This is a genomic window from Meridianimarinicoccus marinus, assembly GCF_040689105.1.
In the GTDB taxonomy this organism is placed as follows: domain Bacteria; phylum Pseudomonadota; class Alphaproteobacteria; order Rhodobacterales; family Rhodobacteraceae; genus Meridianimarinicoccus; species Meridianimarinicoccus marinus.
Map to the genome: position 1 here is coordinate 1 of NZ_JBFBVU010000034.1, position 23,894 is coordinate 23,894.

General features: G+C 57.5%; 12 protein-coding genes and 4 pseudogenes. 5 read left to right on the forward strand and 11 right to left on the reverse strand.

All coding sequences use genetic code 11. From position 1 onward, the window contains the following. Nucleotides 1–2,909 (forward strand): M15 family metallopeptidase (locus AB0T83_RS17840; protein WP_366194581.1); only part of this gene is annotated, 2,909 nt, incomplete at its 5' end. A gap of 172 nt (nucleotides 2,910–3,081) precedes the next feature. Here the strand turns inward: AB0T83_RS17840 and AB0T83_RS17845 are convergent. The 3 pseudogenes from AB0T83_RS17845 to AB0T83_RS17855 form a co-directional block, all read right to left on the reverse strand. Further along, a pseudogene (locus tag AB0T83_RS17845) lies at nucleotides 3,082–3,460 on the reverse strand (transposase); the annotation flags it as partial. Nucleotides 3,461–3,492: 32 nt separating this feature from the next. Further along, a pseudogene (gene tnpC, locus AB0T83_RS17850) lies at nucleotides 3,493–4,521 on the reverse strand (IS66 family transposase); the annotation flags it as partial. After that, nucleotides 4,518–4,757, reverse strand: a pseudogene (locus AB0T83_RS17855) (transposase); the annotation flags it as partial. The pseudogenes AB0T83_RS17855 and tnpC (AB0T83_RS17850), both read right to left, overlap by 4 nt. Nucleotides 4,758–4,968: 211 nt before the next feature. Here AB0T83_RS17855 and AB0T83_RS17860 point away from each other — a divergent pair. The 3 genes from AB0T83_RS17860 to AB0T83_RS17870 are packed head-to-tail and all read left to right on the forward strand — an operon-like array spanning nucleotide 4,969 to nucleotide 6,807. Next, on the forward strand, nucleotides 4,969–6,309 hold the full coding sequence (locus AB0T83_RS17860; RefSeq protein WP_366194582.1) for an IS5 family transposase: 1,341 nt from the start codon (nucleotides 4,969–4,971) through the stop codon (nucleotides 6,307–6,309). Beyond that, nucleotides 6,309–6,503, forward strand: coding sequence for an IS1096 element passenger TnpR family protein (locus tag AB0T83_RS17865; RefSeq protein ID WP_366194583.1), 195 nt, complete (start codon nucleotides 6,309–6,311; stop codon nucleotides 6,501–6,503). Before AB0T83_RS17860 ends, AB0T83_RS17865 begins: the two co-directional genes overlap by 1 nt. Continuing rightward, nucleotides 6,415–6,807 (forward strand): IS1096 element passenger TnpR family protein, encoded by a 393-nt coding sequence (locus tag AB0T83_RS17870; RefSeq protein WP_366194584.1) that lies wholly within the window; start codon nucleotides 6,415–6,417, stop codon nucleotides 6,805–6,807. Before AB0T83_RS17865 ends, AB0T83_RS17870 begins: the two co-directional genes overlap by 89 nt. A 40-nt stretch (nucleotides 6,808–6,847) precedes the next feature. Here the strand turns inward: AB0T83_RS17870 and AB0T83_RS17875 are convergent, their stop codons facing one another. The 7 genes from AB0T83_RS17875 to AB0T83_RS17905 form a co-directional block, all read right to left on the reverse strand. Further along, complete coding sequence (locus AB0T83_RS17875; protein WP_366194586.1) at nucleotides 6,848–10,147, reverse strand: DUF499 family protein; 3,300 nt, start codon at nucleotides 10,145–10,147, stop codon at nucleotides 6,848–6,850. Nucleotides 10,148–10,157: 10 nt separating this feature from the next. Next, nucleotides 10,158–12,953 carry a DUF1156 domain-containing protein gene (locus AB0T83_RS17880; protein WP_366194588.1) on the reverse strand — a complete coding sequence of 932 codons (2,796 nt, stop codon included), beginning with the start codon at nucleotides 12,951–12,953 and terminating at the stop codon, nucleotides 10,158–10,160. A gap of 6 nt (nucleotides 12,954–12,959) precedes the next feature. Further along, entirely contained in the window at nucleotides 12,960–14,627 is a 1,668-nt protein-coding gene (locus tag AB0T83_RS17885) for a hypothetical protein (RefSeq protein ID WP_366194589.1), read from the reverse strand. Continuing rightward, nucleotides 14,624–18,136 (reverse strand): DUF8742 domain-containing protein, encoded by a 3,513-nt coding sequence (locus AB0T83_RS17890; RefSeq protein ID WP_366194591.1) that lies wholly within the window; start codon nucleotides 18,134–18,136, stop codon nucleotides 14,624–14,626. The genes AB0T83_RS17885 and AB0T83_RS17890 overlap by 4 nt, the downstream gene beginning before the upstream one ends. Then, nucleotides 18,133–18,984 carry a BrxR family helix-turn-helix transcriptional regulator gene (locus AB0T83_RS17895; protein ID WP_366194593.1) on the reverse strand — a complete coding sequence of 284 codons (852 nt, stop codon included), beginning with the start codon at nucleotides 18,982–18,984 and terminating at the stop codon, nucleotides 18,133–18,135. Before AB0T83_RS17895 ends, AB0T83_RS17890 begins: the two co-directional genes overlap by 4 nt. Before the next feature lie 1,143 nt (nucleotides 18,985–20,127). Next, nucleotides 20,128–21,309 (reverse strand): AAA family ATPase, encoded by a 1,182-nt coding sequence (locus AB0T83_RS17900; protein WP_366194607.1) that lies wholly within the window; start codon nucleotides 21,307–21,309, stop codon nucleotides 20,128–20,130. Continuing rightward, a complete protein-coding gene (locus AB0T83_RS17905; RefSeq protein WP_366194595.1) occupies nucleotides 21,309–21,707 on the reverse strand; it encodes a hypothetical protein in 399 nt (132 codons plus the stop codon). Before AB0T83_RS17905 ends, AB0T83_RS17900 begins: the two co-directional genes overlap by 1 nt. A 514-nt stretch (nucleotides 21,708–22,221) precedes the next feature. On the opposite strand from AB0T83_RS17905, the gene AB0T83_RS17915 reads away from it, so the two are divergent. After that, nucleotides 22,222–23,121 carry a uracil-DNA glycosylase family protein gene (locus AB0T83_RS17915; protein WP_366194598.1) on the forward strand — a complete coding sequence of 300 codons (900 nt, stop codon included), beginning with the start codon at nucleotides 22,222–22,224 and terminating at the stop codon, nucleotides 23,119–23,121. Nucleotides 23,122–23,182: 61 nt separating this feature from the next. On the opposite strand, the pseudogene tnpC (AB0T83_RS17920) reads toward AB0T83_RS17915, so the two are convergent. Beyond that, a pseudogene (gene tnpC / locus AB0T83_RS17920) lies at nucleotides 23,183–23,863 on the reverse strand (IS66 family transposase); the annotation flags it as partial. Nucleotides 23,864–23,894 lie beyond the last annotated feature (31 nt).

Genomic DNA, 23,894 nt, shown 5'->3' on the forward strand with positions numbered 1-23,894 from the left:
ACTCTCGTGGCGGGTACAACAGCACTGCTGCGGTGGCGACGGTCAAGGTTGCAGCGGCGCCGGCAGGCAGTGATCCGCAAGTCAACGGTCTGGCCGCCCAAACACTAATCTCTGGCCAAAGCATCAGCGGCGCGGAACTGGTTTCAGTCTCGGATCCCGACGGCATATCAGACATAGTTAAAGTGCGTTTTTGGGACTCTACACCAGGAATAGACGGTGGCTATTGGGAGGTCGGTGGACTGGTGCAATCTCAAGCTTACCACGACGTTTCCTTGGATAATTTAAGTGCCATTTCATACGTGGCCGGTCCAAATAGTGGATCGAACCAGATATTTGCCGAAGCATTTGATGCTTCGGGAGCGGATTCCAATGATTTAAGCATAACCATAAATGTAACAAGTGGTTCGATAACGGATACGGTTGCAAAGTCAAAAGCGACATTGGCGACATTGGTGGCGGGCCAAACGATAACTGGAACAATCGATCAGTATGATGCTGACGGCAGTACCATTGATGCAGACTACTATCAGGTCACATTGACGGGCGGAAATAGGTACACTTTTAGTGCAGATGCGGGTGTCGGTGCGAATGATACACTAGACCAAGTATTTGTTCGTCTCCGAGACTCTAACGGTAACATTTTAACCTTGGACAAGTTTTCAGAGGGCACAAACCCAAATATTATTTTTGATGCGCCTGGAGCAGGAAATGTGACCTACTATGTCTCCATTGGAGCTGGGGGAGGCGGTCAATGGGCAACTAAGACTGGGAATTTCTCTCTAAGTTTGGTTGACAATGGTCAAAGCCCTCCAACCATTTCGACGTCAACAAAAAAATGGTCAGATATAGTGGCCAATGATTTCTACTCGCCAAGCGGGATAAATCCTGAGTACAAGTACTTAGGTAACTCTTTTTTGGATTCAAGCTTCTTTCAAAGAACCACTACACCAATTGAGACTCGCAACATCAATCATACAAACTTTTCCTTGACTGGCTACTCAAAGGCACTTGAAAGCTTCCAAGATGTTGTTGATGAAATATATGCTGACTTTCCGACACTTGCCCAATCGTTGTCGCTCGAAGGGGCTGGCGGAATGTTCGTCAATAGGAAAGTGGCTGGATCACAAATTTGGTCCAACCACTCGTGGGGGATCGCCGTAGATATTGGCATTTTGGGTCAGGGCCTCGACTTCCCTGGAATAGGTGACGGCTACACCCCGACAGCCGCAGCTTCAATTGGAGGAAGGACTTCGGAACAGTGGGGCGAGACTTTTCGCGGTATCGCAGCTGTAATACCCTACTTCAACAAAGCAGGGTGGATTGCAGGTGCGGGATGGGATATTGAAGATTCAATGCATTTCGAAATATCTAAACAACTCATTTCCAGCTGGAATAGTGCATCCATCTCAATGCAAGCCGACCAGCATCAAATATTGATTGCGCAAGCGGACCAAGAGCTTCTCGCTATAAACGGAAATCAAGAAATAAAAAATGACGTATATATTAGCGCCAATGGGCAATCCGTAGTCGTTTCTGATGGTCATTCTGGAAACCTCATCGCTCAAGCCACGGATTTTTCAGAAATTTCCTACACTGGAGGTGATCAGGTCGATGATGTATTTGTTGGGTCACTAAATGGAACTACTATCCTAAATAGTACAGTTTTCCTGGATGGCGGCAATGGGGACGACAATTTTGATACGCGCTCCTCTGAGAGAAGAATCGTAGCATCCGGTGACAATGGAGATGATCTGATTAGAGGCGGGTCACAGGATGACATACTTTCAGGGGGCAATGGCTCAGACTTATTGTTTGGCCATGGTGGGAATGATTGGCTCGATGGCAGTTCCGCCAATGACACGCTCTTCGGTGGTTCAGGCGATGATACTCTGTTGGGTGGAGCCAGTACTGATATTCTATACGGCGACGGAGGTGCTGATGCGTTAGATGGCGGAGAAGAGTCGGATGTTTATTTCATTGATGCGTTTGACACAGTGACTGACAGTGGCTTGACAGGGTACGACAAGGCCCAGATCTACGATGCTGCAGGAATTTCCGTATCATTGAATGGGTGGAGCGGTATCGAACGGATCAACGGCTATTCAGGTAAGGATCAGATCGACGCATCATCGGCCACTGATAGTCTCCTGTTGTTCGGTGGAGGCAATGATGACACTTTGACCGGCGGGTTGGGTAGCGACGTCCTAATCGGCGGCGACGGCGACGACGCGCTTGTCGGCAACGACGGCAACGACACTATGCTGGGCGCGGCGGGCAACGACACCTTCGACGGCGGTGCAGGCAACGATGTTTTCTACATCGGCGAAAGCGGAGATTTGGTCAGTGACGGAGGTGCCGGGTTCGACAAAGCGGTGATCTATGACGCCAACGGTCTGACCCTGAACGTCGGTAGTTGGCTCGGAGTTGAGAGGATCAACGGGCTGACCGGCGACGACATCATCGATGCGACTGGAATGGCAACCTCAGTGACGCTGGTGGGCTCGGCTGGCAACGATTTGCTGACCGGCGGGTCAGCTGGCGATGTGTTCTTTGGCGGCGGGGATGATGATGTAATTCTGGGCGCAGGCGGAGCGGATGCGCTGATCGGAGCGGTTGGCAACGACTGGCTAAACGGCGGTGCAGGTAAGGATTTTTATTTGGGCGGAGCAGGTGCTGACAGTTTCGCTTGGTCAAACGGCTTTGGACGCGACGTGGTCAAGGACTATACCGACGGGCTGGATCGGCTGGATTTCTCCGGCCACAGCGGCGTTAATGCAATCTCTGATCTCGCCATTAATCAATCTGGAACAAACACGCTTCTGTCGCTTGTTGCCGGCGGTCCCGACCAGATCACTTTGGTTGACACTCTGGCGACATCAATTACTAACTCGGATTTTGACTTTGTGTGAGTTTCGAATTCCTGCGATCAAGGATTTGCGTGTACCGCAATAAGGGCCCATGGTACCCTAAACGCATGGAAATAAGAGTTGCGGGGTCGTGGGTTTGGCACTTAGAGCTGTGATTTGTGCAGGCCCGGACGAGATATGCGCAGAAGTTGGTGACACCTGATCAGGCGGCGACTTAAACTTGGCGGAGGCCGTTGCGGAACTCAACCTTCTGGATTTTCTCGGGCAAACGGTTTCGGCCGTCGAGATAACGCCATTTCTTCTGCGCCGACATCATCAGCTTGAACGCCATGGCCAGGCCGGTCTTGCAGTTTAGACAGTCTTTGGTGCGTTTCGTGCGGTGACGCACGGTGACGAACGTGCTCTCGATCGGATTTGATGTCCCGATATGTTTCCAGCGCTCAGCGGGGGAGTCGTAAAGGGTCAGCAGTGCGTCCCGGTCCTTGACCAGCTTGGCGACCGCCTTGTCCCAGTTCACCTCGTAGGTCTTTATAAAGAAGTCAAACGCAGTCGACCTTGGCGCATGTTTTCGCCTGCCAGATGTCGTGCAGATGCGTAAGCACCCGATCTGAACCGCCTTGCTTTTTCAGGCGGCGGCGTTTTCGGGTACGGATGGTTCTTGGGCCTTCCAATTCCAGGGGAGCAACTCGTCGAGCCGGTTGATCTTGTGATCATGGATGCGGTCAAGGACGTCGGCCAGGTAGGCCTGCGGATTGATCCCGTTCATCTTGGCGGTCTCGATCAGGGTCATTGCCCGAGCGAGCGTTTCGCCTCCGGTATCGGACCCTGCGAAAAGCCAATTGCGGTGGCCGACACCGATCGGGCGCATGCCACGCTCGGCTGCGTTATTGTCGGTGGCCACGCGGCCATCCTCGAGAAACAGGCAGAAGGACGGCCAGCGGTTCAGGCCGTAGCGGAAGGCCTTGGCGAGATCGCTTTTGCCTGGGATGCGGGTCAATTGTTGCTCGGCCCAGGCGCGGAACGCCTCGACTTTCGGCGTGCTCTTCTCCTGCCGGATGGCATGCCGAACCTCGGCAGACTGACCGGCGATCTGGCACTCGATGTCGTAGGGCTTTCCGATCCGGTCGAGGGCTTCCCGGGCGATCTCGGACTTGGTCGAGATCCAGACGTCATGGAAGTCGCGCCGGAGGTGCGCCTAGCACGCCGCCTCCCGGAACTGCGCGCTTCCATCGGCCCGCCGCCCATAGAGTTCCTTGAAGCCGGCATAGGCGTCAGCCTGCAGAATGCCGCTGCTATCTTTCAGATGCTTTCGGGGGTGTTCGCCCTTCCGGTCGGGCGAGAAGTGATAGACTGCCCCCGGCGGCGCCGTCCCCGCCCATGGCCGTTGATCGCGGACGTAAACCCAGATCCCGCCCTGCTTCACTCCTTTGCCCAAGCCTCTGTCCCGGCGCGACCGGTCCAGGACGCGGATTCGGGTGAGCGACGGCTCGAACCAGAGCGGCTTGGCCACGGCCGCCCGGAGATTGTCGCAGACAATTGCCTTGGGGACCCCGTGGAAAAACTTCAGCGCGCGCACCTGCGCCTCGATCCAGTCGGGCAGCTTCTGGCTGAGGCTCGCCCAGGCGAAGGTGTAGTTCGACGCGCCAAGCACAGCCCAGCCATCATCCTCGCGAAAACACCTTTGTCACTCCACCGCTTCCAGCGGTTGTACAAGGTCTTGTGCGGACCGTATGCGGCAGGCGCATCCCGCCAACGTAAGCCATTGCGGTTGATGAAGATAATTCCGCTCAACACGCGCCGATCATCGACGCGGGGCTTGCCGTGAGACTTGGGAAAGAAAGGCGCAAGCCGCGCCATCTGCGCGTCGCTAAGCCAGAAGAGATCAGACATGTCACCGCTCGTTTTTCGAACGGTGAATCACGCTGATCGCCGGAAATCAATGGGTCCTGAGCCTTGTGAAACGCGTGTCCGGAAATTACTGAGTCCGTTCTGAACAACGCCCAAGGTATTGAATTTGTTTGTTGAAGCTCTGTTTTGGGCGGTTTCGAATTGCAGGATGTGATACCCTCAGGCCGAAAACCCTGCAATTTCGGAGCGTGTTTTGAAGGCCAAATCTCGTGACACCGACCAGGACGATCTGTTCCAACCCCGCCTGGTCGACATCATCGACATGAAGCACGTGCTGGTTCGCCTTGAGCTGCTGATCGACTGGGAATTCTTCGAACAGGAATGGGCGGGCTTCTTCCCGTCTCATACCGGGCGACCGGCGACATCGCCGCGGCTGGTTGCGGGGCTGCTGTATCTTCAGCATGCCTATGCGCTCTCGGACGAGGCGGTCGTTTCCCGCTGGGTCGAGAACCCGTACTACCAGCACTTCTGCGGCGAGATGTTCTTTCAGCATCGCAAGCCGGTGGATTCCTCGTCCCTGACCAACTGGCGCAAGCGGATCGGTGAGGAGGGTGTCGAGTGGTTGCTGACCAAGACCATCGAGGCAGGAATGGCGGCGGGGCTGGTCGACAGGCGCAGTACCGAGCAGGTGATCGTCGATACGACCGTCATGGAGAAAAACATCGCCCATCCCACCGACGCGCGGCTCTATGAACGGGCTCGCGAGCGCCTGGTGAAGCTCGCGCAGGAGGCTGGCCTGGAGCTTCGCCAGAGCTATGCGCGCCTCGGTCCGCGGTTGGCTGCCCAGATCGGCCGCTATGCCCATGCCCGGCAATTCAAGCGCATGCGCAAGGGGCTACGGCGCCTGAAGGGCTATGCCGGCCGGGTCATGCGGGATGTCAGGCGCAAGCTCGACAGCATTGATAGCGATGACTTTCGGGAGCAGATCACCGCCGAAATCTCCCTTGTGGCCCGGCTCCTCAAGCAGAAGCCGAAGGACAAGGGAAAGCTCTACGCGCTGCACGAGCCGGATGTCGACTGCATTTCCAAGGGCAAGGCGCGCAAGCGCTACGAGTTCGGCTGCAAGGTCAGCATTGCCACCACGCTGAAGGAGGGGTTCGTGGTGGGCGCGCGTTCGATGCCAGGCAACCCCTACGATGGCCACACGCTCGCGGATGCGCTCGAACAGACCGAGATCCTCACCGGCACCCGGGCGCGTCGTGCCTTTGTCGATCGCGGTTATCGTGGCCACGGTGTCGAGCGAACCGACGTCTTCGTTTCCGGCCAGAAGCGAGGGATGACACCGGCGCTGCGCAAGGCACTGCGCCGGCGAAGCGCCATCGAGCCAACCATCGGCCACATGAAAACGGATGGGCGGCTGGCGCGTTGCCCGCTCAAGGGCACGATCGGTGACGCCCTCTTCGCCGTGCTCTGCGGCTGCGGTCACAACATCCGATTGATCCTGGCCCATCTCAGGGTCCTCATCGCCGAAATCCTGCGTATGATCCTGGGCGCCGTTTCTGCGCAGAGCCCCAAGAATGCGCCTCAAACGTGATGTTCAGCGCCGACTACGAAGAGTTCCTCGAAGCCCTCGCCGATCCCGATCACGAGCAGCACGAGGACATGGTCCACTGGTCGGGCGGGGACTTCGACGCTGAGGATGCCGGGGCCGACACCATCATCGAACGCTTCGAGCGGCTTGCGAAAAAATGGGCCCCGCGGCGTCGCAAACCCAAGGCTACGATCTAAGAGACGCCAGCGACCGCGGCCTACGCCGGATGGTTACGTACCAACGGGGCGGTTACGCATCAACCGACGGATTCTCCGAAAAGCTGGAGGGAAGTCGGGTCTCAGGTCAGGCGGTTCATGGGGCTACGAGGAGTTCCTCGAAGCCCTCGCCGATCCAGATCACGAGCAGCACGAGGACATGGTCCACTGGTCGGGCGGGGACTTCGATGCCAAGGATGCCGGGGCTGACAGCATCATCAAACACTTCGAGCGGCTTGCGAAAAAATGGGCCCCGCGGCGTCGCAAACCCAAGGCTACGATCTGAGAGACGCCAGCGACCGCGGCCTTCGCAGGATGGTAGCCCATCACTTGATAGACTTGTCGATGAAGCCCAGCGTAATTGCGTTCTCAATCAAAGTTCTGACCTTGGCACGATCCAGACCGGAGGGGACCTCGGCATCAATCTCAAGTTTCAGAGACACATCGCTGCCTGGAAGTGTGGTCAGCTGCTCGATAATTGCTTCAACGATTTGGTGAATGTCTCGCGCCGGTCGGTCTGCTGAAATCATGACGGTACCGACGAAACGCGTGGGTTTCTTTTCGGGGGCGGGAGCCGGTTCTCCACCCGTATCACCACCTGGCGTTGGCACAGGGCCATCAGATTCGGTGGAATCTGCTCCCCCCGGCCCAGCGGGATCTTCTTTTGGTTTGGGCCGGTGACTCTCGGCGACGTCGGGTTTGATGATGACTGAATCGCTGTCGATCACGACCTGAACGTGGCTTGGGCCTGATATCGCCAGACCGACGTAGGTATTTTTGGATTCATCCCATCGATCAGCGTAGGCAAATGGGCCAGGAAGCATCCCTGTGACCGCTGATTGAACGGCTTTCGCAAGTACACTGCGGTTCTTGACGCGAGGCAAGTAGGTGTACCGGTTCATGTACTCCCACAAGTCTTTCAGGAACAGGTGATCTTTCCCGTTCCAGATGTATTTTTGCAGTTCGCGATCCAGTCGGGCGGGCCCAAGTTCGGGCAACAGCCCCTCATCACTGACGAGCTTCTTGCTTGCACGCGCCAGCAACCCGTCCTGAGCTGGCACCTTGGCTGACGTCCACTCGAGGTCTGCCTGAGCGCTTTCCTGCACTGGATAAAGCAGATAACACCATGCCTCTTTCAGGCGGGTTTTTAACGTCTCATTGCCTTCCGTCAGCTTTGCCTTGGCGAGCGCGCTGTCGCTTTGCGTAAGGTTGAGGCGGTCCGTTTCGCGAACAATCTCTGCCCATGCCAAGGCCGAGCGCATTGCAGCCTTCAAGTTGTCGAGCTGACGTTGCTCCGCCGCCAAAAACACAAGCATGTTTCGGTAAACGCGAGGCGTGCTCCCGCGTTGCATCAGTATGTCTTTTGCTTCGGCCAGCGCCTCGGAGCCGTCTCTTCCGGTGTGCGGGTGGGCCACGCCCAGAATGACAGCGCGCACGCCGCCCGGTTCATCGGGCACGTCAGAAGAACTGCCCGGAGCTACCTGCACCGCGTCAAAGTGCCCACGGTCTCCGAGGCCATTGATGTAGCCAACGAGCGCCTTGTCGATTTCCATCAGGACTAGAGCTTCCTCAAGCTGCCCTGCGCGATCGGCAGCGATCCGGTTCAGGCTTGCTGACATCGAATACCAATAGCGCCCAAGATCACTGTGCATGAACTTCGCTTGGTTGGTCAGGCGTCTCAGGGCATCACCAAAAATCGCCGGGCGCTCACCAGGCTGGACGACACCTAGATTGATCTGTTTGTCGTCGAGACCTTTGTTCTCCTGGCCATGAGTGGGCGCCGTTCCCATGAATATGGAGCGGGCTATCCTACGGGTTGCAGAGTATTTGTTTAGGTTAGGAGCGCCTTGATCGATCTTATAGGGTGTAGAAGATACGCCATCCACATCGCCAGCGATGATCGACTGCCAGCTTGCATCGAGGTAATGGAGTAGCTCTGGCTCCACCCGAGCGGTGCTGATTGCTACGCTTCCCGGCATGATCATGACGGACGGGTCGTTGCCCATCCAAAGTTCATGGGTCACCTGCGCCATCAAGCGCAGAACGCCACGTGTTCGCTGGAACTTCTCAAGAGATCCCCAACTGGTGTAGAGTTGATCGAACAGCTCGGGATGGATCGGATAGGCTTTCTCCAGCTTGCGACGGTAATCTTCATCTGCGCAGCCTTGCGGGAAGTCGTTGGTGTTCTCGCGGTAAAGCTTCGCGAACTGTTTCAGCGTGTTGTCACGGTGGTGGAATTTGTCGCCCGGAATTTCCTTGAACAGCCGTCGACGGACGATCTCATAGCTTTCTTCCTGCGAGGCCGGGCGCCACGAGGATTCAACGCGGCTGAACGTTTGCTTCAATCGTGCCAGCGCCTCTTGGCCACCTTCGCCGCCGACTTCGATCTGTGAGGCAGGCAACGAGGCAACCAGCAATGTGCCCGGACTTGCCTTCACCGCCTCGGTAAGCGCCTGAACAAACGAAATATTTGCGTCAAAGGAGCCGGAGGGCAATCCTTCAACCTTGTAGATCTGGCGAAGAAAGGCGACCCATTCGTCGATAAGGATCAGACAAGGCGCGCATTTCTTGAAAATCGCCTCAAGGAGATTTGAGCCGGGGGCAATGCCAAGCTTATCGTTCTCGGCGACCATTGCAAAAACCTCGGGCCCACCGAGTTGCCATGCGAGTTCGCCCCAAATCGTTGAGATTTGTGTCCCATCTTTCGCAGCTGTCATGTTCAACGGATCGAGTGACGTCCCGACCAGTACGGCTCGGCTGATCTTCTTGGGGACGGTCAGTTTGTTTTTGGACAGAAGCTGGTCAAGACCCGGCAGGTCCTCCACCGGCGTCCCACCGACCATGTGATAGAGCGCCAGCATCGAGTGCGTCTTGCCGCCGCCGAAGTTGGTCTGCAACTCGACGACAGGATCACCGCCCGCGCCTGACAGCCGCTTTGCGGCCCCGATCAGCAGGTTGCTCAGACCCTCCGTCAGATACGTGCGGGAGAAGAACTCGGCCGGATCACGGTATTCCGACGGCGCACTGCCGTTGTGCACCTTGGCCAGGTCGGCGGCGAACTCGGCCTGTTGGAACTCGCCCGTCGCCACATCCTGGTGCGGCTCGACCACTTCGCGCCACGGCATCAGCCCCGCCACGGTATCGACCGAGATGTCAGAGCGTTGCGTTTTCCGCCGTTCCTCATTCCGGGCCAGCTCAGCGTATTTCGTGCGCAGGATCGTATCGCGCGCCGCGCTGATCTTCTCGGCCACATCCTTGGCGCTCACCGATTCCAGCAGCCGCCGCATTGTATCCAGAGCGCGCTCGGCGTCGTCATAGGTGAAGTTCTCGTTGTGCGAGAGCTTATTGCGCACCTCGAGCAGTTCAGACACGTAAGAGCGTTCCGGATGCCCCAGCACCATGGCAAAGGCCTCTTTCCAGAAGGCCATCATCACCTGCAGCAGACCCTGCTGATCCCAGTTCACCTGACCATCGCCGTTGGGCCGCAGCCCCCGAACGCGCTGCACCACCTCAACCTGCCAGTGCCCGGTGATCTGCGATTCAAGCCGCTTTTCGACGAAGGGGATCAATCCCTCCGGCAGCAGCTCCATGCCTTCGAATACGTGCTGGCGTGTGCTCTTTGCCATGATCGTCCCCTCAGAAATCCATACGTGTCTGGCCGGTGCCGCGAATGTCGACAATCGCGGCGGCTTCTCGGGTCAGGTCCGACCAGTCGGCAATCAATGCGTTATAGGCGGTGGCCTCCTTCGCATCCTGCCGCTTGTTGGCGCAGATGTCGTAGAGGCAGTAGGCGAGGTCTTTGACCGCCTCGGCCTTGTCGTCGATCTTTCGGAGCAGCAGCGCTGTATTGTACGAGATGCCGTCCTTCTCATGCGCACGCACGAGATACTGGAGGCATTCCCAGACCGTCAGATGAGTGTCCGTCTGAGGTTCCCATTCGGGGTCGAGCTCATCGCGTTTCAGGATGCGCACCTTGCCCGCCTGGCTTTCGACGATGCCGGCATGCTTGACGCTTTCGACAGCGATTCCGCGCGCACGGGCCAGATTGTCGGCAACGCCGTAGTCACCTTTGCCCATGCCGTTCTGCTCGAACCAGCTGATGGCAAAGCGCGTGTCAGGGTCGAACTCGCCCTGAATACCGCCGAGATATTCGTCAAGTTCCGCGTTGATCAATTGCAGGGCGGCCTTCACGCTCATCGGGCTGTCGTCGGACTCCAGCACCGCTTGATAACGAGAGAACACCCCCATGCCGGGGCCGATGGCCGACTGAGGCATGTCTGCGGGAGCGATATTGGCCGCTTGAAGTTCGCCAATACCGGGTGGAAGCTCGCGTTTCAGCGCCCGAATAAACTCGGCGCGTGTGACGACCTCAGCAGCCTCTTCTTTCTTTCGGCAGACGAGAACAACGGAGTTTGCAAGAGCGTTGGTACCGGAGGCAATCGTTCTGGCAGCCCGCTCGGTGCGAACCGGCCAAGTGCCTACAATTGAATAACCTGCCGAAATTACTGCTTGAAGAAAAGTTGCCCAGCCTGTGGATGACAAACCTTCCTGTTCGATTTCACTTTGTTTGAAGGCATAGTAGATCGTTGCAGGGAAAAGAGCCGAAGACTGAGCCGCTAGACTCGATATTGCGGCAGTCATACCGTTGAGAAAATGCGTTTCAGCATTTGTCTTGCCGCCATGGCGATAAGGCGTGGCAACCAGCTCCTCTGCCTTGGGAACAGCTATAGTACTGCTTAGTTCAGGGTAAACAACCTTGATGTTTCTACGCAGCCAAACATAGAAATAGTCAGAGAGATCTGCGTATCCGATGTTGTCGTAGTAGGGTGGATCTGTCGAAATCACCGCCCCATCAGGCAGCACTACATTCTGTGCATCGTGTTGAATTACTGATCCCGTAGAGTTTGGACCAAACCCTAGCAAAGCTTTCCAGACCCAATCGACCGCTCCCATGAAATTACCAGTGCTATCACTCATCACATTGCACTCGGCAAAGTCCCAAGTCATCGGAATTGCCTGACGGGCGAAGGTAAACCGGATGAAGCCTGAAGAAGACCACGTGGCGATTGAACTTCCTGCATCCGCCAATCGATCAATCGCGAAGGACAAGTAAATACTAACTGCTTCCGCGTAGGCTTTGGCACCTCTGCCACCGTCTCGTAGGGGGGTCGGGTCTGCAGCAAGGCCAGCGGCCAATGCGTCCACCTCTATCTGCGAGCGTGCCTGATGAACGAGATCACTGAAAGTGTTCATCGCGACCAATTGTCGATCAGTGAATAGATCCCCAAAGGTCTCCATCCCGTATGCCGGAGGCGAAAACCAGCGAGGGTTTTCAGGTTGCCTTTGATCTGGTTTCCAACTCGGCTTGGCAGAAAGCGCGATCACCTCATGGTCTGTCCGCGGAGAAATGTACGCTCGTCCCCCCTTACCTTCAGCGATGATAGCGATGAGCGTCTGGCCCAACTGACCCGATTTTCCAGCAGAAGTGACATGTTTTGGCGTGATTGCCGTATCAGAAATGAGGCATCGGAAATTCGCACCTCGCCCCGCTTTCGTCCCGTCTTTTGCTGCTGCAATCTCCGCCTTGGTGCCTTTGTGGCGGATACGATACGAAATCTTCTTGGCTTGTTTGTCCACCAAAGGTTCTATCCACGTCTCATTCCCGGTCTTGGAATTGAGCAGGAAGCTAGATGCGATTGGCACTTGCACATCAGCAAATGCGGGGTCTGGACTCGGCACCGTTCGCGCCCAAATCCAAGCGACTACCGCCGCCTTTCCGCCGCCATGGCTTTGTGGAAGTTCCACCTTTGGGTAGAGATGGCCAATCCGCTCAAGCGCAGTCTTCCGCATCCACGCTCCGTAGGTTTTTATATCTTCTGCTAGCCCTTCGGCGTTGCGGTAGTGGTTGCGCTCTTTCAGCCCCGGATGGATCGGCTCCATGTCCTTGAACTTCGGCGGGATCTCGATCATCGCCTTGCCGATCATCACCGCCACCGGGTTCAGGTCAGACCCATAGGCAGGCAGGCCCAACCGTTGCGCCTCCAGCGGGATCGACCCGCCGCCCGAGAACGGGTCATAGACCGGGGGCAGCTCGCCCCCGCAGGACCGCCGGATCTCGGCCCGCGCGCGCTCCAGCACCTCCTCGTTGGTCGAGTTCTCCCACTTCACCAGATCCTCGATGATCGCGAACAGCCGCTTGCGCTCGGCGTCCTGCGCCTCGGGCGTTGGAAACTCTTCCGGCAGGCTCGAGGGATCGTCCACCAACTGCGCAAACAACACCGCTCGACACGCTGCCAACGGCCGCCGCGCCCACCACAAATGCAGCGTGGAAGGGTGGCCATGCCGTATCGACTTCTCCCGCGCCGACGCCGCATTGATTGCCTCCAGCGGAATGGCGACCTCGATGAGTTTCTTTTTATATGTTTGGGTCATGGGAATTCAGCTGGCTCGCGTTGAAAGGTGAGAGGGAAGCCAACCGACGACAACCTGGCTCGTCGTGTCATCCCAGAAAAAGTAGAGGCGGAAGCAATAGCGGGGTTCGCGGCTGTTGCCCTTTTTCAGGTGCCGGTCCAGTTCGACCCGCCTGTGCCCCATCCTGATGAAATAGGTGTCGCCCTGTTCCCCGGCGCGGTTTCCGGAGAATGACTGCTGTTCTTCTATTCCGAGTTCCTGGCAACGCTGATCGAATGCCTTCTTAAGTTCCGCCCCACCTTGACGGCGCATGGGAACGTAGTGATCGCGTAGCAGCAGGAGAGCCTGGTAGATGACCGAAACGTTTTCATATTCCGAGTCCTTCGAGCCTCGTAGCGCACGGTTGTGAAGTTCGACAGTTCCGGCCAAATGCGTTGCTGCCCACTGCTCCAGCTCGGCAAGGTCGCCTGGAATCGGTGTATCCGTCGCTTCGCCACTGGCGGTTTCAAGCGAATCGAGCCGCTGCTGAAGATGATAGAGCGTGCCCTGCAGTCGCAGAACTTCTGCTACAGCGGCTTCGCGTTCAGCTTCGGCAACTTCCAGAAGCTCACCACTTTCCTGTCCCTGCGACGCTAGATCACCCTTGAGTTGCGCGATTTCATCTTCGGCGAGGGCAAGAAGCTCATCATTCGAAGATCCAGACTGCTGAGCGTTCCGACGACGGAGTTCAGCAGCCGTTCGTTTTGCCTCGGCGAAGCTTGGCAGTCGCTTCAGAGCGTCGGGTCCCTCAACCGTGCGCCGCAGGACCTCCGACGAAATGAAGCGACGGTACGCATCCGGGCCTCCGTCCCAATTTCGAATTCGGTCGGCGAGGCCAAGTGGGTGTGCGAAAGGAGCTTCGGTATCCGGATCAAATCCAGGTCGATAAGTCCGAACAGCTTGGTTGAATACCGAAAATTCGCGTCCAACACGGTCGCTAAGCTGAAACGCCGCTTGCCCCGAGATCACTACGACATGAGCAGCCCCCGCGAGATCACGCGCGAGTCGGTCGCTGGAGATCAATTCGTCAGACAAGTCATTTGAGTCTTCCGGGAGCGACAGGACAATTACATCTGCGGTTCTATTGTCCGAGCGCAGAAGATCGACCAGTTGGTCAACTTCGTCTTCTGTATCGATTATCCAGGGCGAAAGTGTCACCCTGCGACCGTCCATCCGTACGTCACAAGCAGCGATCACATCACGGGCAAAGGTCGGTATCGAACGGTCATATTCGGGATTCTCACCCCGGGCGATGCACTGCAGTCGAAGGCCGAACAACACGGGTCCGTCTTCGTTCTGCTCGGCTAGAGCGGTCTCTATTACCCAAGACCGGCTCGCAACTGTTCGATCATCATCATCGAAACGAAGCGTCCAGTAGCGCGGGCTGTCGATGGCTACGCCCTCGATGCGTCGCGCTCCGACGTCGTCGGTCGAGAATGACTTGCCTTCCAACGCATCTCGTGGAAGCGCGCCACCTGCACGGCGTTCGGCGAACTTGAGTATCTCACTGCGTGCTATCTCAAAGGCACCAGGTCTTTCAGAACCATGCAGGTATAGATGAATTTGGGAAACCGGTTCCACTGCTGCACGACGGCTTCGCGCCATTGGTAGTAGAGGAGCCAAGGCCTCGCTCATCGCGTTACTGCGTTCACTCATCGAGGCACATCCGCCCGCTCAAGCAGGCTCTTGATGTTCACTTGGATGGCAGTCACGCCAAACTCCGGTTCCTGCGAGAATGGTCTGCGCACATAGCGCGGTTCCTGAACGTAGCCGTCTCCGACCTGGACGATTGCCAGGATGAATTTGTCGGGCTCGTGGAGGGAGGTGATGACCTCTTGCCGTGTGATCATGACCGTGTCAGCGCCATCGATCCGCCCCTTCACTTCGATGAAGCGAAGGTGGTCAGCTTTGGGATCGTATGAGGCTATGTCATAGCCGACCTTCTGGGCGGATACATCCGACGGCGTATTCCCTAGCGCCGTTTCCGCTTCGATGACGGCGGCCATTGCTGCGAGTTCGATTTCTCGGCGAGCAACTGGATCCTCTGAAAACCCATTTGCACTGGCACCGGCCATTTCTGGGGTAGGGCTGAGCGATCTGAGCAATCCGTGGGGAATGACCACCATTCCGCCACGCACGCGTGGAGGCTGGGCCGAGATGAACCGCTCTTGCTCCAATACTTCCATCCGCCGTTTCAGGCGCTCTGCCAGGTCTTCTGCGCGCCGTTGGGCGTTTTGCCAGTTCAGACGGGTTTTCTTTCCGGCGCGCTCTTCCTCTTTCAATTCGAACGCCCGGGCGTCCCAATAGTTGATTTCTTTCTTGAGGCGCGCCCGCACTTCCTGTTCAACTTTGTCGATCTCGGGTAAACGGCGCGCTTTGACCTCAGCCACATGGCGCTGAGCCAGCTCTACCGTTGCAAACCGGACAGCCGTTTTCTCGAGGTCGTTCCGCAGCCAATCCTCGTCCAAGAGGGTCTGCGCCAACGCGATCTCTTCAGGTTTAGCTGGGCGCAGGTTCAGGTGCGGAGCGATGCCTGCGTTGGTCGCTTCGCCCTTACTATCGATGGCAGCGAACTGAAGCCGTTCCGAAATGATGTGTGCCTTGCCTGTCGCCGTGTGGCGACCGTCCTGAACGCTGTGCTCAAGCAGAAACAGCGCTGCAATGTCTTCGCTTGGGTCCGTGTCGTCGACCAGGATGGCTCCGCGTTTCATCAGGTGATCGTATTGCTCGCGGATTAGGCTGATCACGGATTCGAGTAGCGGGTGCCCGGGACACACAAATGCGGCGACAGGCTGCTGATGGATCTTGCTCTTCTCAAAGCAGATGCGTTCATATTTCTTCTGGATTGGCGCGCCTGAGCCAATCTGCCGGTCGCGCTCCCTTATGCTCATGGGAACGTGATTGATTTCCCAGCGACCTTCCTCGCGGCGCTTGATCTGACCGCCAAGCTGCTTGAACGCTTCGACAAAGAAGCTTTGCACATGGTGCGGTTGAAGCCTTTGCGCTTCCGCTCGCTCCATCTCAATGCGCAGCTCGTGCACCCTTGCCTGGGGCATAGAGTCATTCGTCAGTGCCCGGCGCTCAAGGAGCTTCAAAAGGTGGTTCTGATCGACAGCTCCGTCCACGACATTGAAGAGCCTGGCTTTGACGTCTTCCTGCTCTCCGTACTGGATCGCCTCAAAAAGCAGATCCCTGAGAGCTGTTCCTTCGAACAGCTCGCCAAGGACGTCGTAGACGCGGCCACCCAGAGCTTCGCGCGCTGCTTCCAGCTTTTCGAGCAGACGGGCATAGACCTCGCCCTCGCGGGTGTCAGCTGCGACGAGATTCCAAAGGTGGCAGACCTCAGTTTGGCCGATCCGGTGAATTCGACCGAAGCGTTGCTCAATCTTGTTCGGGTTCCACGGCAAATCATAGTTGACCATGAGGTGTCCGCGCTGAAGGTTGACGCCTTCGCCCGCGGCGTCGTTGGCGATGAGCACCAGCATGTCACGGTCTTGCATAAACCGCTCGACCACCTTCCGGCGCTCCTCACGTGTTACACCTCCGTGGATAACCTCGACTGCTTCTGGCTTGCCCAACCTAGCGCGAACTTTTTCCACCAAGTAGTGGAGCGTGTCTTTCGGCTCGGTGAAGATGATCAGCTTCCGACGGTTTCCATCTGAATCGACCATCAGATCGTCATCGAGAATCCGGTCGAGCTGCGTCCATTTCGTATCTTTTCCAGACCGAAGGACACCTAGGGCCATCGCCTCGAGGCCCTGTAGCGTCTGAACTTCGATTTCGAGCTGCTCCACCGTTTCGGCAGTCGTTGCGCCCGTCGAGATCAGATCTTCAAGGTCATCGACTTCGTCCTGTCCTAGCTCCTCGATGTTCTTGAGGACTTCCTCTGTGACGTCGGCGGAATGAATAGGTGAGCGAATGCCTTTACGCGCAAGTCGGGCTTCCGCGAGCTCTGCCTCAAGACGCTCGCGCCGCCTTTTCAGCGACTCGTAGATGGCGGCTGGTGATGATGCCAAGCGACGCTGCAGGATTTGAAGGGCAAATCCGACATTGTTGCGCTTCTTCCCATCCTGGTCGGCGAACCTTTGGACCCGGTTCATCTCGGTCCGGACGTACTCAGTCACGGCGCCATAAAGGCCAGCTTCTTCGGCGGAGAGCTCGTATTTTACGGTATAGGCCCGGCGTTCGGGGAATAGCGGACGACCATCAAATTTGAGCAGTTCTTCCTTGGTCAAGCGACGCATCATGTCGGCGCTGTCCGCGTAATGGACACCGTCGCGGAAACGGCCTTCAAACCGGTCACCGTCGAGAAGAGCCATGAACAGCTGGAAGTCCTCTTCCTTGCCGTTGTGTGGCGTGGCTGACATCAGAAGAAAGTGTCGGCATACTTGGCCTAGAAGTTGGCCTAGCTGATAACGCTTGGTGTATTTCACGTCGCCGCCGAAGAAGCTGGCGGACATGCGATGCGCTTCGTCGCAGACGATGAGATCCCATTCATTGGATGACAGAAGCTTTTGTTGCAGGTCCTCGTTTCTGGCAAGGACGTCTAGACGTGCGATAAGGCGGTTCCGGTCGTTGAACACGTTTCCTGACCTGGACGTTTCGATCATGTCTCGTGAGAGAATATCGAACTCCAGCGAGAACTTTTCGCCCAGTTCGTCCTGCCATTGCTCGACAAGACCGCCGGGGGCAACAATGAGGCAACGCTCGAGATCGCTCCGCGCAATCAGCTCCTTGATCAGCAAACCGGCCATAATGGTTTTGCCAGCGCCGGGGTCGTCGGCCAGAAGGAACCGAAGCGGTTGGCGAGGAAGCATCTCGCCGTAGACAGCCGAAATCTGGTGCGGGAGGGGATCCACAAGGCTCGTATGGATGGCCAAATAAGGGTCGAAATAGTGCGCAAGCTTGATCCGGTTGGCTTCCGTCACCAAGCGCAGCAATGACCCGTCTGCATCAAAAGACCAAGCACGACCACGCTGCTCCACGCTCAAGCGGTGTTCATCGTCTCGATAAAGCGTGGTTTCTGAAACCGAACCACCCGGAATCCTATATACGAGGTTCAGCGCCTGATCACCGATCCAATCGACGGACACGACTTCGACCGACTGGTTCGGGACGACACCAGCGACGCTAGCTCCATTCTTGATTTCCTCAAGCTTTGTCATTCCAAAACCTCGCTGGGTTTAAGCAGCACGATCTGCTGATCTTGCGGCTTCCTGGCACCGGGGGCGGTGTCAAGCCCGAGACGTTTCAGTGCATAGTAGAGCAGAGCGCGTCGAACCTTGATCTTCGCTTTGCCACCTCGCATTCCGTAGTCGAGCGCGATTACTTTCTTCTGGCTTTCGGACAATTCAGGGTGGGGGCCAATCTCAAGCGTGACATGCTCTTGCCAGTCCGCATCGGCTTCATCCGTGACTTCACTGGCTTCAACTCCGCGCGTCTTGAGGATGCGCGAAAGCAGGAAATCCTTGAATACTTCGTCAGTCTTGCAGAATGCCCGGGTGTGCCATCTAAAACCATCGAACCCGATGGCGTGGGGCGCGATCCACCGCCAAGTCGGCTCGGGGCGCGAAAGGGACTGATACTTCACCTCGATAGCCTCTGAACGGCGGATGGCGCCTACAACGGATCGCAGAGTGATTGGGTTCACGCCCCTGGCTGGCGTCGGTGCAGCATCATAGGATGGCAGCTCGGCGATCCAAGTATCGTCGCTGTCCATGATGCCATCGGCTAAGGACCGTAGTTGCGCCAGGTAGCGACTGGCGTCAGGTTTCAGGAACTGTGCAGCGTAGTCGGGACGACGGACATAAGTCCGCGCGCTCTTGTCATTGACCATGTTGTTCGGAGCGAAGCCGATGTAGCGGTTCAGGTCGGCGGACGCTTGGTTCACCGACAGCCCGAACTGTTCCATCAAGTCGCTGCGGTTCACTCGCCCCTCCCAAAACAATCGGAACTCGATGAACTCGAGGCGCTGCGCAACTCCCCAACGAAGCTCCGAGTTGCTACTATCCACTACGCACTCCCGACTCGGAACGTTTGATTGATATGCGCGCCCATTTTTTGTGCTGTCTAAACGGCTAGCGGGGAGTCATGTCGTGTTCAACCGAAATGCTTCGGAATAATGGCTTTTTTTGACCTCCGGCTTGAGAAGGCAAGAGTGTTGGTTCATCTAGCAAGAAACTCTGCAACTCGAACTCGGATGCCTTTGGTAGGGTTTTCTGTAGATCAGGGTTGGCCCGTCTAACACGTTACGGAGCTTGCGGGACGAAATTCAAACCAACACTTGGCGCCATTCGCAGAGATGCCCGCCACATCGTTGGCCTAAGTTTTGCGCCTAAACTGTTCAAGCCAATCCCTCTGGTTCCCCCAGATACGATCTTCGATTTCCCGGGCCTGTGCATGCAATCGCCAATAGGTGCGCCAATGCATGTGTGGCGGCTTTCCAGGGAACGGCGCAATTACGCCACCCTCGGTCTGTCCCAGCCGTTTCCTGACCTTGAATGCCTTGTGAAGCAGCCGATCGTGAGGTGATTTGTGCTCGCTTGCGTACCGACCTCTCAAGCATATCCTGCAACCCCAAAGCGGTCCTCCACCCGGACGATAGATGATGGCGCAGCGACGATAGCAAGAAGGGCACAGCCACCATTGGCGCCTTCCGCCGAACGCCGTTGCTGTTGAAGTTACGGCAAGCTGAAGACCATCGAAGGCAATTTTTTCTGGTAGCGTTCCTACAAGTTTGACAGCTTGGCGGATATCCATCTGGGTTGCGAAATCACAAATCATATGGAAAACCCCTTAAAAAGTGCCGCGAAGGCTCATAGGTACTCGATCTAGCAGAGCATTGTGGCACGTGAAAAACGTCCGGATTTTTTTCTTTTGAAGACTGTGGCCTGGTGGCAAGCACCCTGCCAACACATACTGATGGCGCCGTTGGGTCCAACAATTGCGATAAGCCAGTGACATTCACCGATACCACCGAACGAAGAGTGCGCTAGACCAGCGGGGCTTAGGTTCCGAACCTCACCCCACGCCGCACAGTTGAGGCACAGCGCACCACCCCCGCCCCCCCTGTTAGGGGCGGGGGTGGTGCGGCAACTATTTTCAAGGATGTTTGCCCCACCTTGCCCCACCATGTTTTCAGGGGTGGGTGTGGCACTCATTGGTTTGCCCATTCGCCGACCTCCAAACAGGGGCGCTCCATGCGCTTTGCGTCCGGGATCTTGACCTTTGTCAAAGCCCCGGACTTCAACCAAGCCTCAATCATTTTTTTGATGCGCTTGCGGTCCGCCGTGGCATCCAGGTGCAGCACATCAGCTACAACCACACCGGCCCAATCACCACCCGTCTGATCCGAATAACGTCGGCACTTGCCATCCAATGCCCGCTGCACCGCCAGCAGATCTTCGACCGCTACACCGTCAAACATGTCGGGCCATTCCCAGACCTCGGCCACGCCCACGCTATCGCCGTTGGACAAGTGCACCGACGCCATACGCCGCCAGACTCGCTCCCCAACGGGTGCCAAGTTAGCCTTGTCTCGGGTGATCGCAAAGTAGGTTGCCGGATCATCGCGCACGCCTGCCTCGGCTTTCTGAGCGTCGCTCATCTTGTTGAGAACCCGGCCAGAACGGGCCGCTGCCAGCAGAGAGGAGGCCCCGCGTCCGCTTTCGGTCGTCGCTTCCTCGCCGTTGGTCTTGCGGGTGTGATGGACCAGTTCGATTGCGCTGTTGCACCTATCGGCCAGACGCGCCCATTCTTTCGCCACCAGGTCGATCGCGCCGTTGTCGTTCTCGGAAGCTTGATGCGATGAAATGAACGGGTCGATCACCAGCACGTCGATTTCCCGCGCCTCGATCTCGTTGGCCAGCGCGTCCAGCTCCGGCTTGAGGATCTGAACGCCTTCGCGGGTTTGGATGGCCGTGCTCAAGGCGCGTTCCCGGCCCGTGTCCACATAGAGCCGCCCCGCGATTTCCTCGGGGCTGACGTCGTGGTGCTGCATTGCCGCGATGATCCGCCGATCCATTTCGTCGCGCGGGTCTTCCAGGTTGTACAGCCAGACCTTGAGGCCCTTGGCGGTCCAGTCGCCCAGAATTTCCCGCCCGGATGCCATCGCCAGCGCCTCGCAGATCGTCAGGGACGACTTGCCGACGCCGCCGGGGGCCACCGTGACCGATACCTGCTTGCGGATCAGGTGCCGCCCATAGAGCCACGGGCGGGGCGGAATAGCAGCCGGGTCACGCCAGACAAATTCCGTGGGCAACCGATCCGCCCGGTCGGTGGCAACGTCTGCCCGATATGCGTCAAGCTCGGTTGCCATTTCTGCAAAATCACGCGCCATCACGCCGCCTGCCTCCCTTGCACATAGTCAAGGAAAGCGGCCTGCCGATTGCTGGGCATGGCGTTGAAGGTGGCGAGACAATAGGCTTCTCGCTCATCAGGATTGGCCACGCTTACCCAGAACGCGGCCTCTCCCAGCGGATCCCCTAAGGGCGGAACCGGTATTCCGGCGCTGTAAGGCAACACGGTTTTCGCCACATCAGCCGCAACGTCGGGCGGCAAGGCTCGCATTGCGGCCCATGCAAACGCGAGACGTTCGTCCAGCGTCAGACTATTGCTGAGAACCACCGTTAGACTGTTCCAGTCCTCAGCTTCCAGTCCCAGCGTCAGACAGTATACCACCGTCCGCGCCACCCGCTTGTAGAGGTCCTGCATGAGGTTATTGATGGTCGGGGTCATACCAGTGCCCCCCAGTGCATTGCCAAGATGGGGACGGCTGCGATATAGTCGATCCAGATACAGACGCCTATCACAACGTCATTAACCCCGGTTGCGATTGCCGTCGCACCGGGGTTTTCGTTTCCGTAAGTCATATGCATGCACCTTTCCGGGCGGCTTCCCACTTTTCCAAATCTGCAAGACGCCAACGCGTGCAGCCGGGGGACAGTGTGAACGGTGACGGAAAGTTCGGATCGGTTTTCAGCCAACGCCAAGGCGTCGAACGATGGACGCCGTACCTTTGGGCAAGTTGGGTATCAGACAGGAAGGTATTCTTCATAGGATCACCTCAAGTGTTGCAACTGATAGCAATACTGGGGGTCCCGGCGGATTTTGAAAAAGGGGGAAGTTTTTTTCCCCGTCTACGAACTCAAGTGAGCGTCCGGTGAACCCGACCTTGAGGCTTTGGGACCCGATGTGTGAGTCAGGAGGTCGGGCAATCTAGTGCCCACTAGAATCTGATGGGCACTACAATATGGGCAGGAAGAAGGGGTCGCGGAATTACCCGCTCGCATTCAAGCGTCAGGTTGTGGCCGAGGCGCTGGCCGCACCGTCGATAGCTGCGGTTGCTCGGAAACACGGATTGAACGCGAACATGGTGCATCTGTGGTGCAAGGACGACCGGTTCCCGTATCCACGGGACATGAACAATCGGGAGATACTGGTATCTCCCGAACAACACGGGCGCGATGGTTCCGCCGTCAACAATGGAAGACAGACAATGCTGAATCCCGATTTCATTCTCAAAAAGATCTCGGACGAGTATGCACGCAGAGGAGACACCCATGGTTGGTACTTCCTCTACGGTCCACTCGCAGCCCTACAGGGCGCAGAGGTTGCCATCGTTGGTCTCAATCCTGGCGGCGTGGGAACCCCTGACGATATCTGCGTTTCCGAAGAACGCGGCTCTGCCTATGTCGTCCAGAAATGGGGCAACCACGCTCCTGGACAGGCGCCCTTGCAGCAGCAGGTGCGCAAACTGTTCGAGGCGTTGGCGGTAGATCCGCAAGCAGTTCTGGCCGGGAATGTCGTTCCATTTCGTTCGCCCTCTTGGGCTGACCTCGCTGAACCGAAGTCCGCCGTGAGCTTCGGCCAGAGCCTGTGGCACGAGATCTTCGATCACGCCCGCCCTCGTCTGGTCGTGGCCTTCGGCCGCGAAGCCTACGAGGCACTCCTGCCGGCCGTCGGTGCGTCCCATGTCGAAGAGGTACTTGTCGGCTGGGGGTCTATCAAAGGTCGTTGGGCACAGGGCAATGGTGTTCGCCTCATTGGCCTGCCGCATCTGTCGCGCTTCTCAATCGTCGGCCGCCCACAGAGCGAGGCAGGTCTCGCCCATCTGTTTGGTCCCCACTGGCGGTGCCCTGAGGCTGTGTAGATCGCACCAACGTTCCCCCTGGTCTGTTTTGCTGCGGGCGATGAATGCGGAGCTGTTGCCGTCATCGTCCTGCTGAATATCCCGCAGGCGGTCCGGGTTCCGCTGCCTGCGCAGCGTAACTTAAGGGCATCAACTCATCGAGACGGTTGATCTTGTGGTCGGCAATGCGACCGAGGACCCAGGTCAACCAGGCTTGCGGGTCTACGCCGTTCAGCTTGGCCGTTTCGATCAGGGTGAAGGCGATAGCCATGGCTTTTCCGCCGCTTTCGGAACCGGCGAACATCCAGTTTTTCCTGCCTATGGCCACTGGCTTCATCGCCCGCTCGGCTGAGTTATTGTCGAGCTCCAGCGCCCCGTTGTCGAGATAGGGTCGTGCTTTCGGCATCCGGCCCAGGGCATAGCGGATTGCTTGCGCCAAAGGCGACTTGCCCGAGATCCGGGGCAACTGGGCGTGTAGCCACGCCTCAAGGTCGTCGAAGACCGGTTTGGCCTTTGATTTCCGGAGGGCGACCCGCTCATCGGGTGGTTTGCCGCGCGCCGCTTTCTCCACTGCGTAGAGATCGGCGATCCGGCGGATGGCTTCCTCGGCGATGGCCGATCCCTGCGAAGCGAAGACGTCCACGAATTTGCGCCTGACATGCGCGATGCAGGCCATCTCGCGGGCCTTCTCGTCGCCAAACAAACCGTTGAACCCGGAATATCCGTCAGCATGAACCCAGCCCTTGTAGCCGGATAGATGTGAACCGCCCCGGGTTTACCGGAGAGTAAGACTC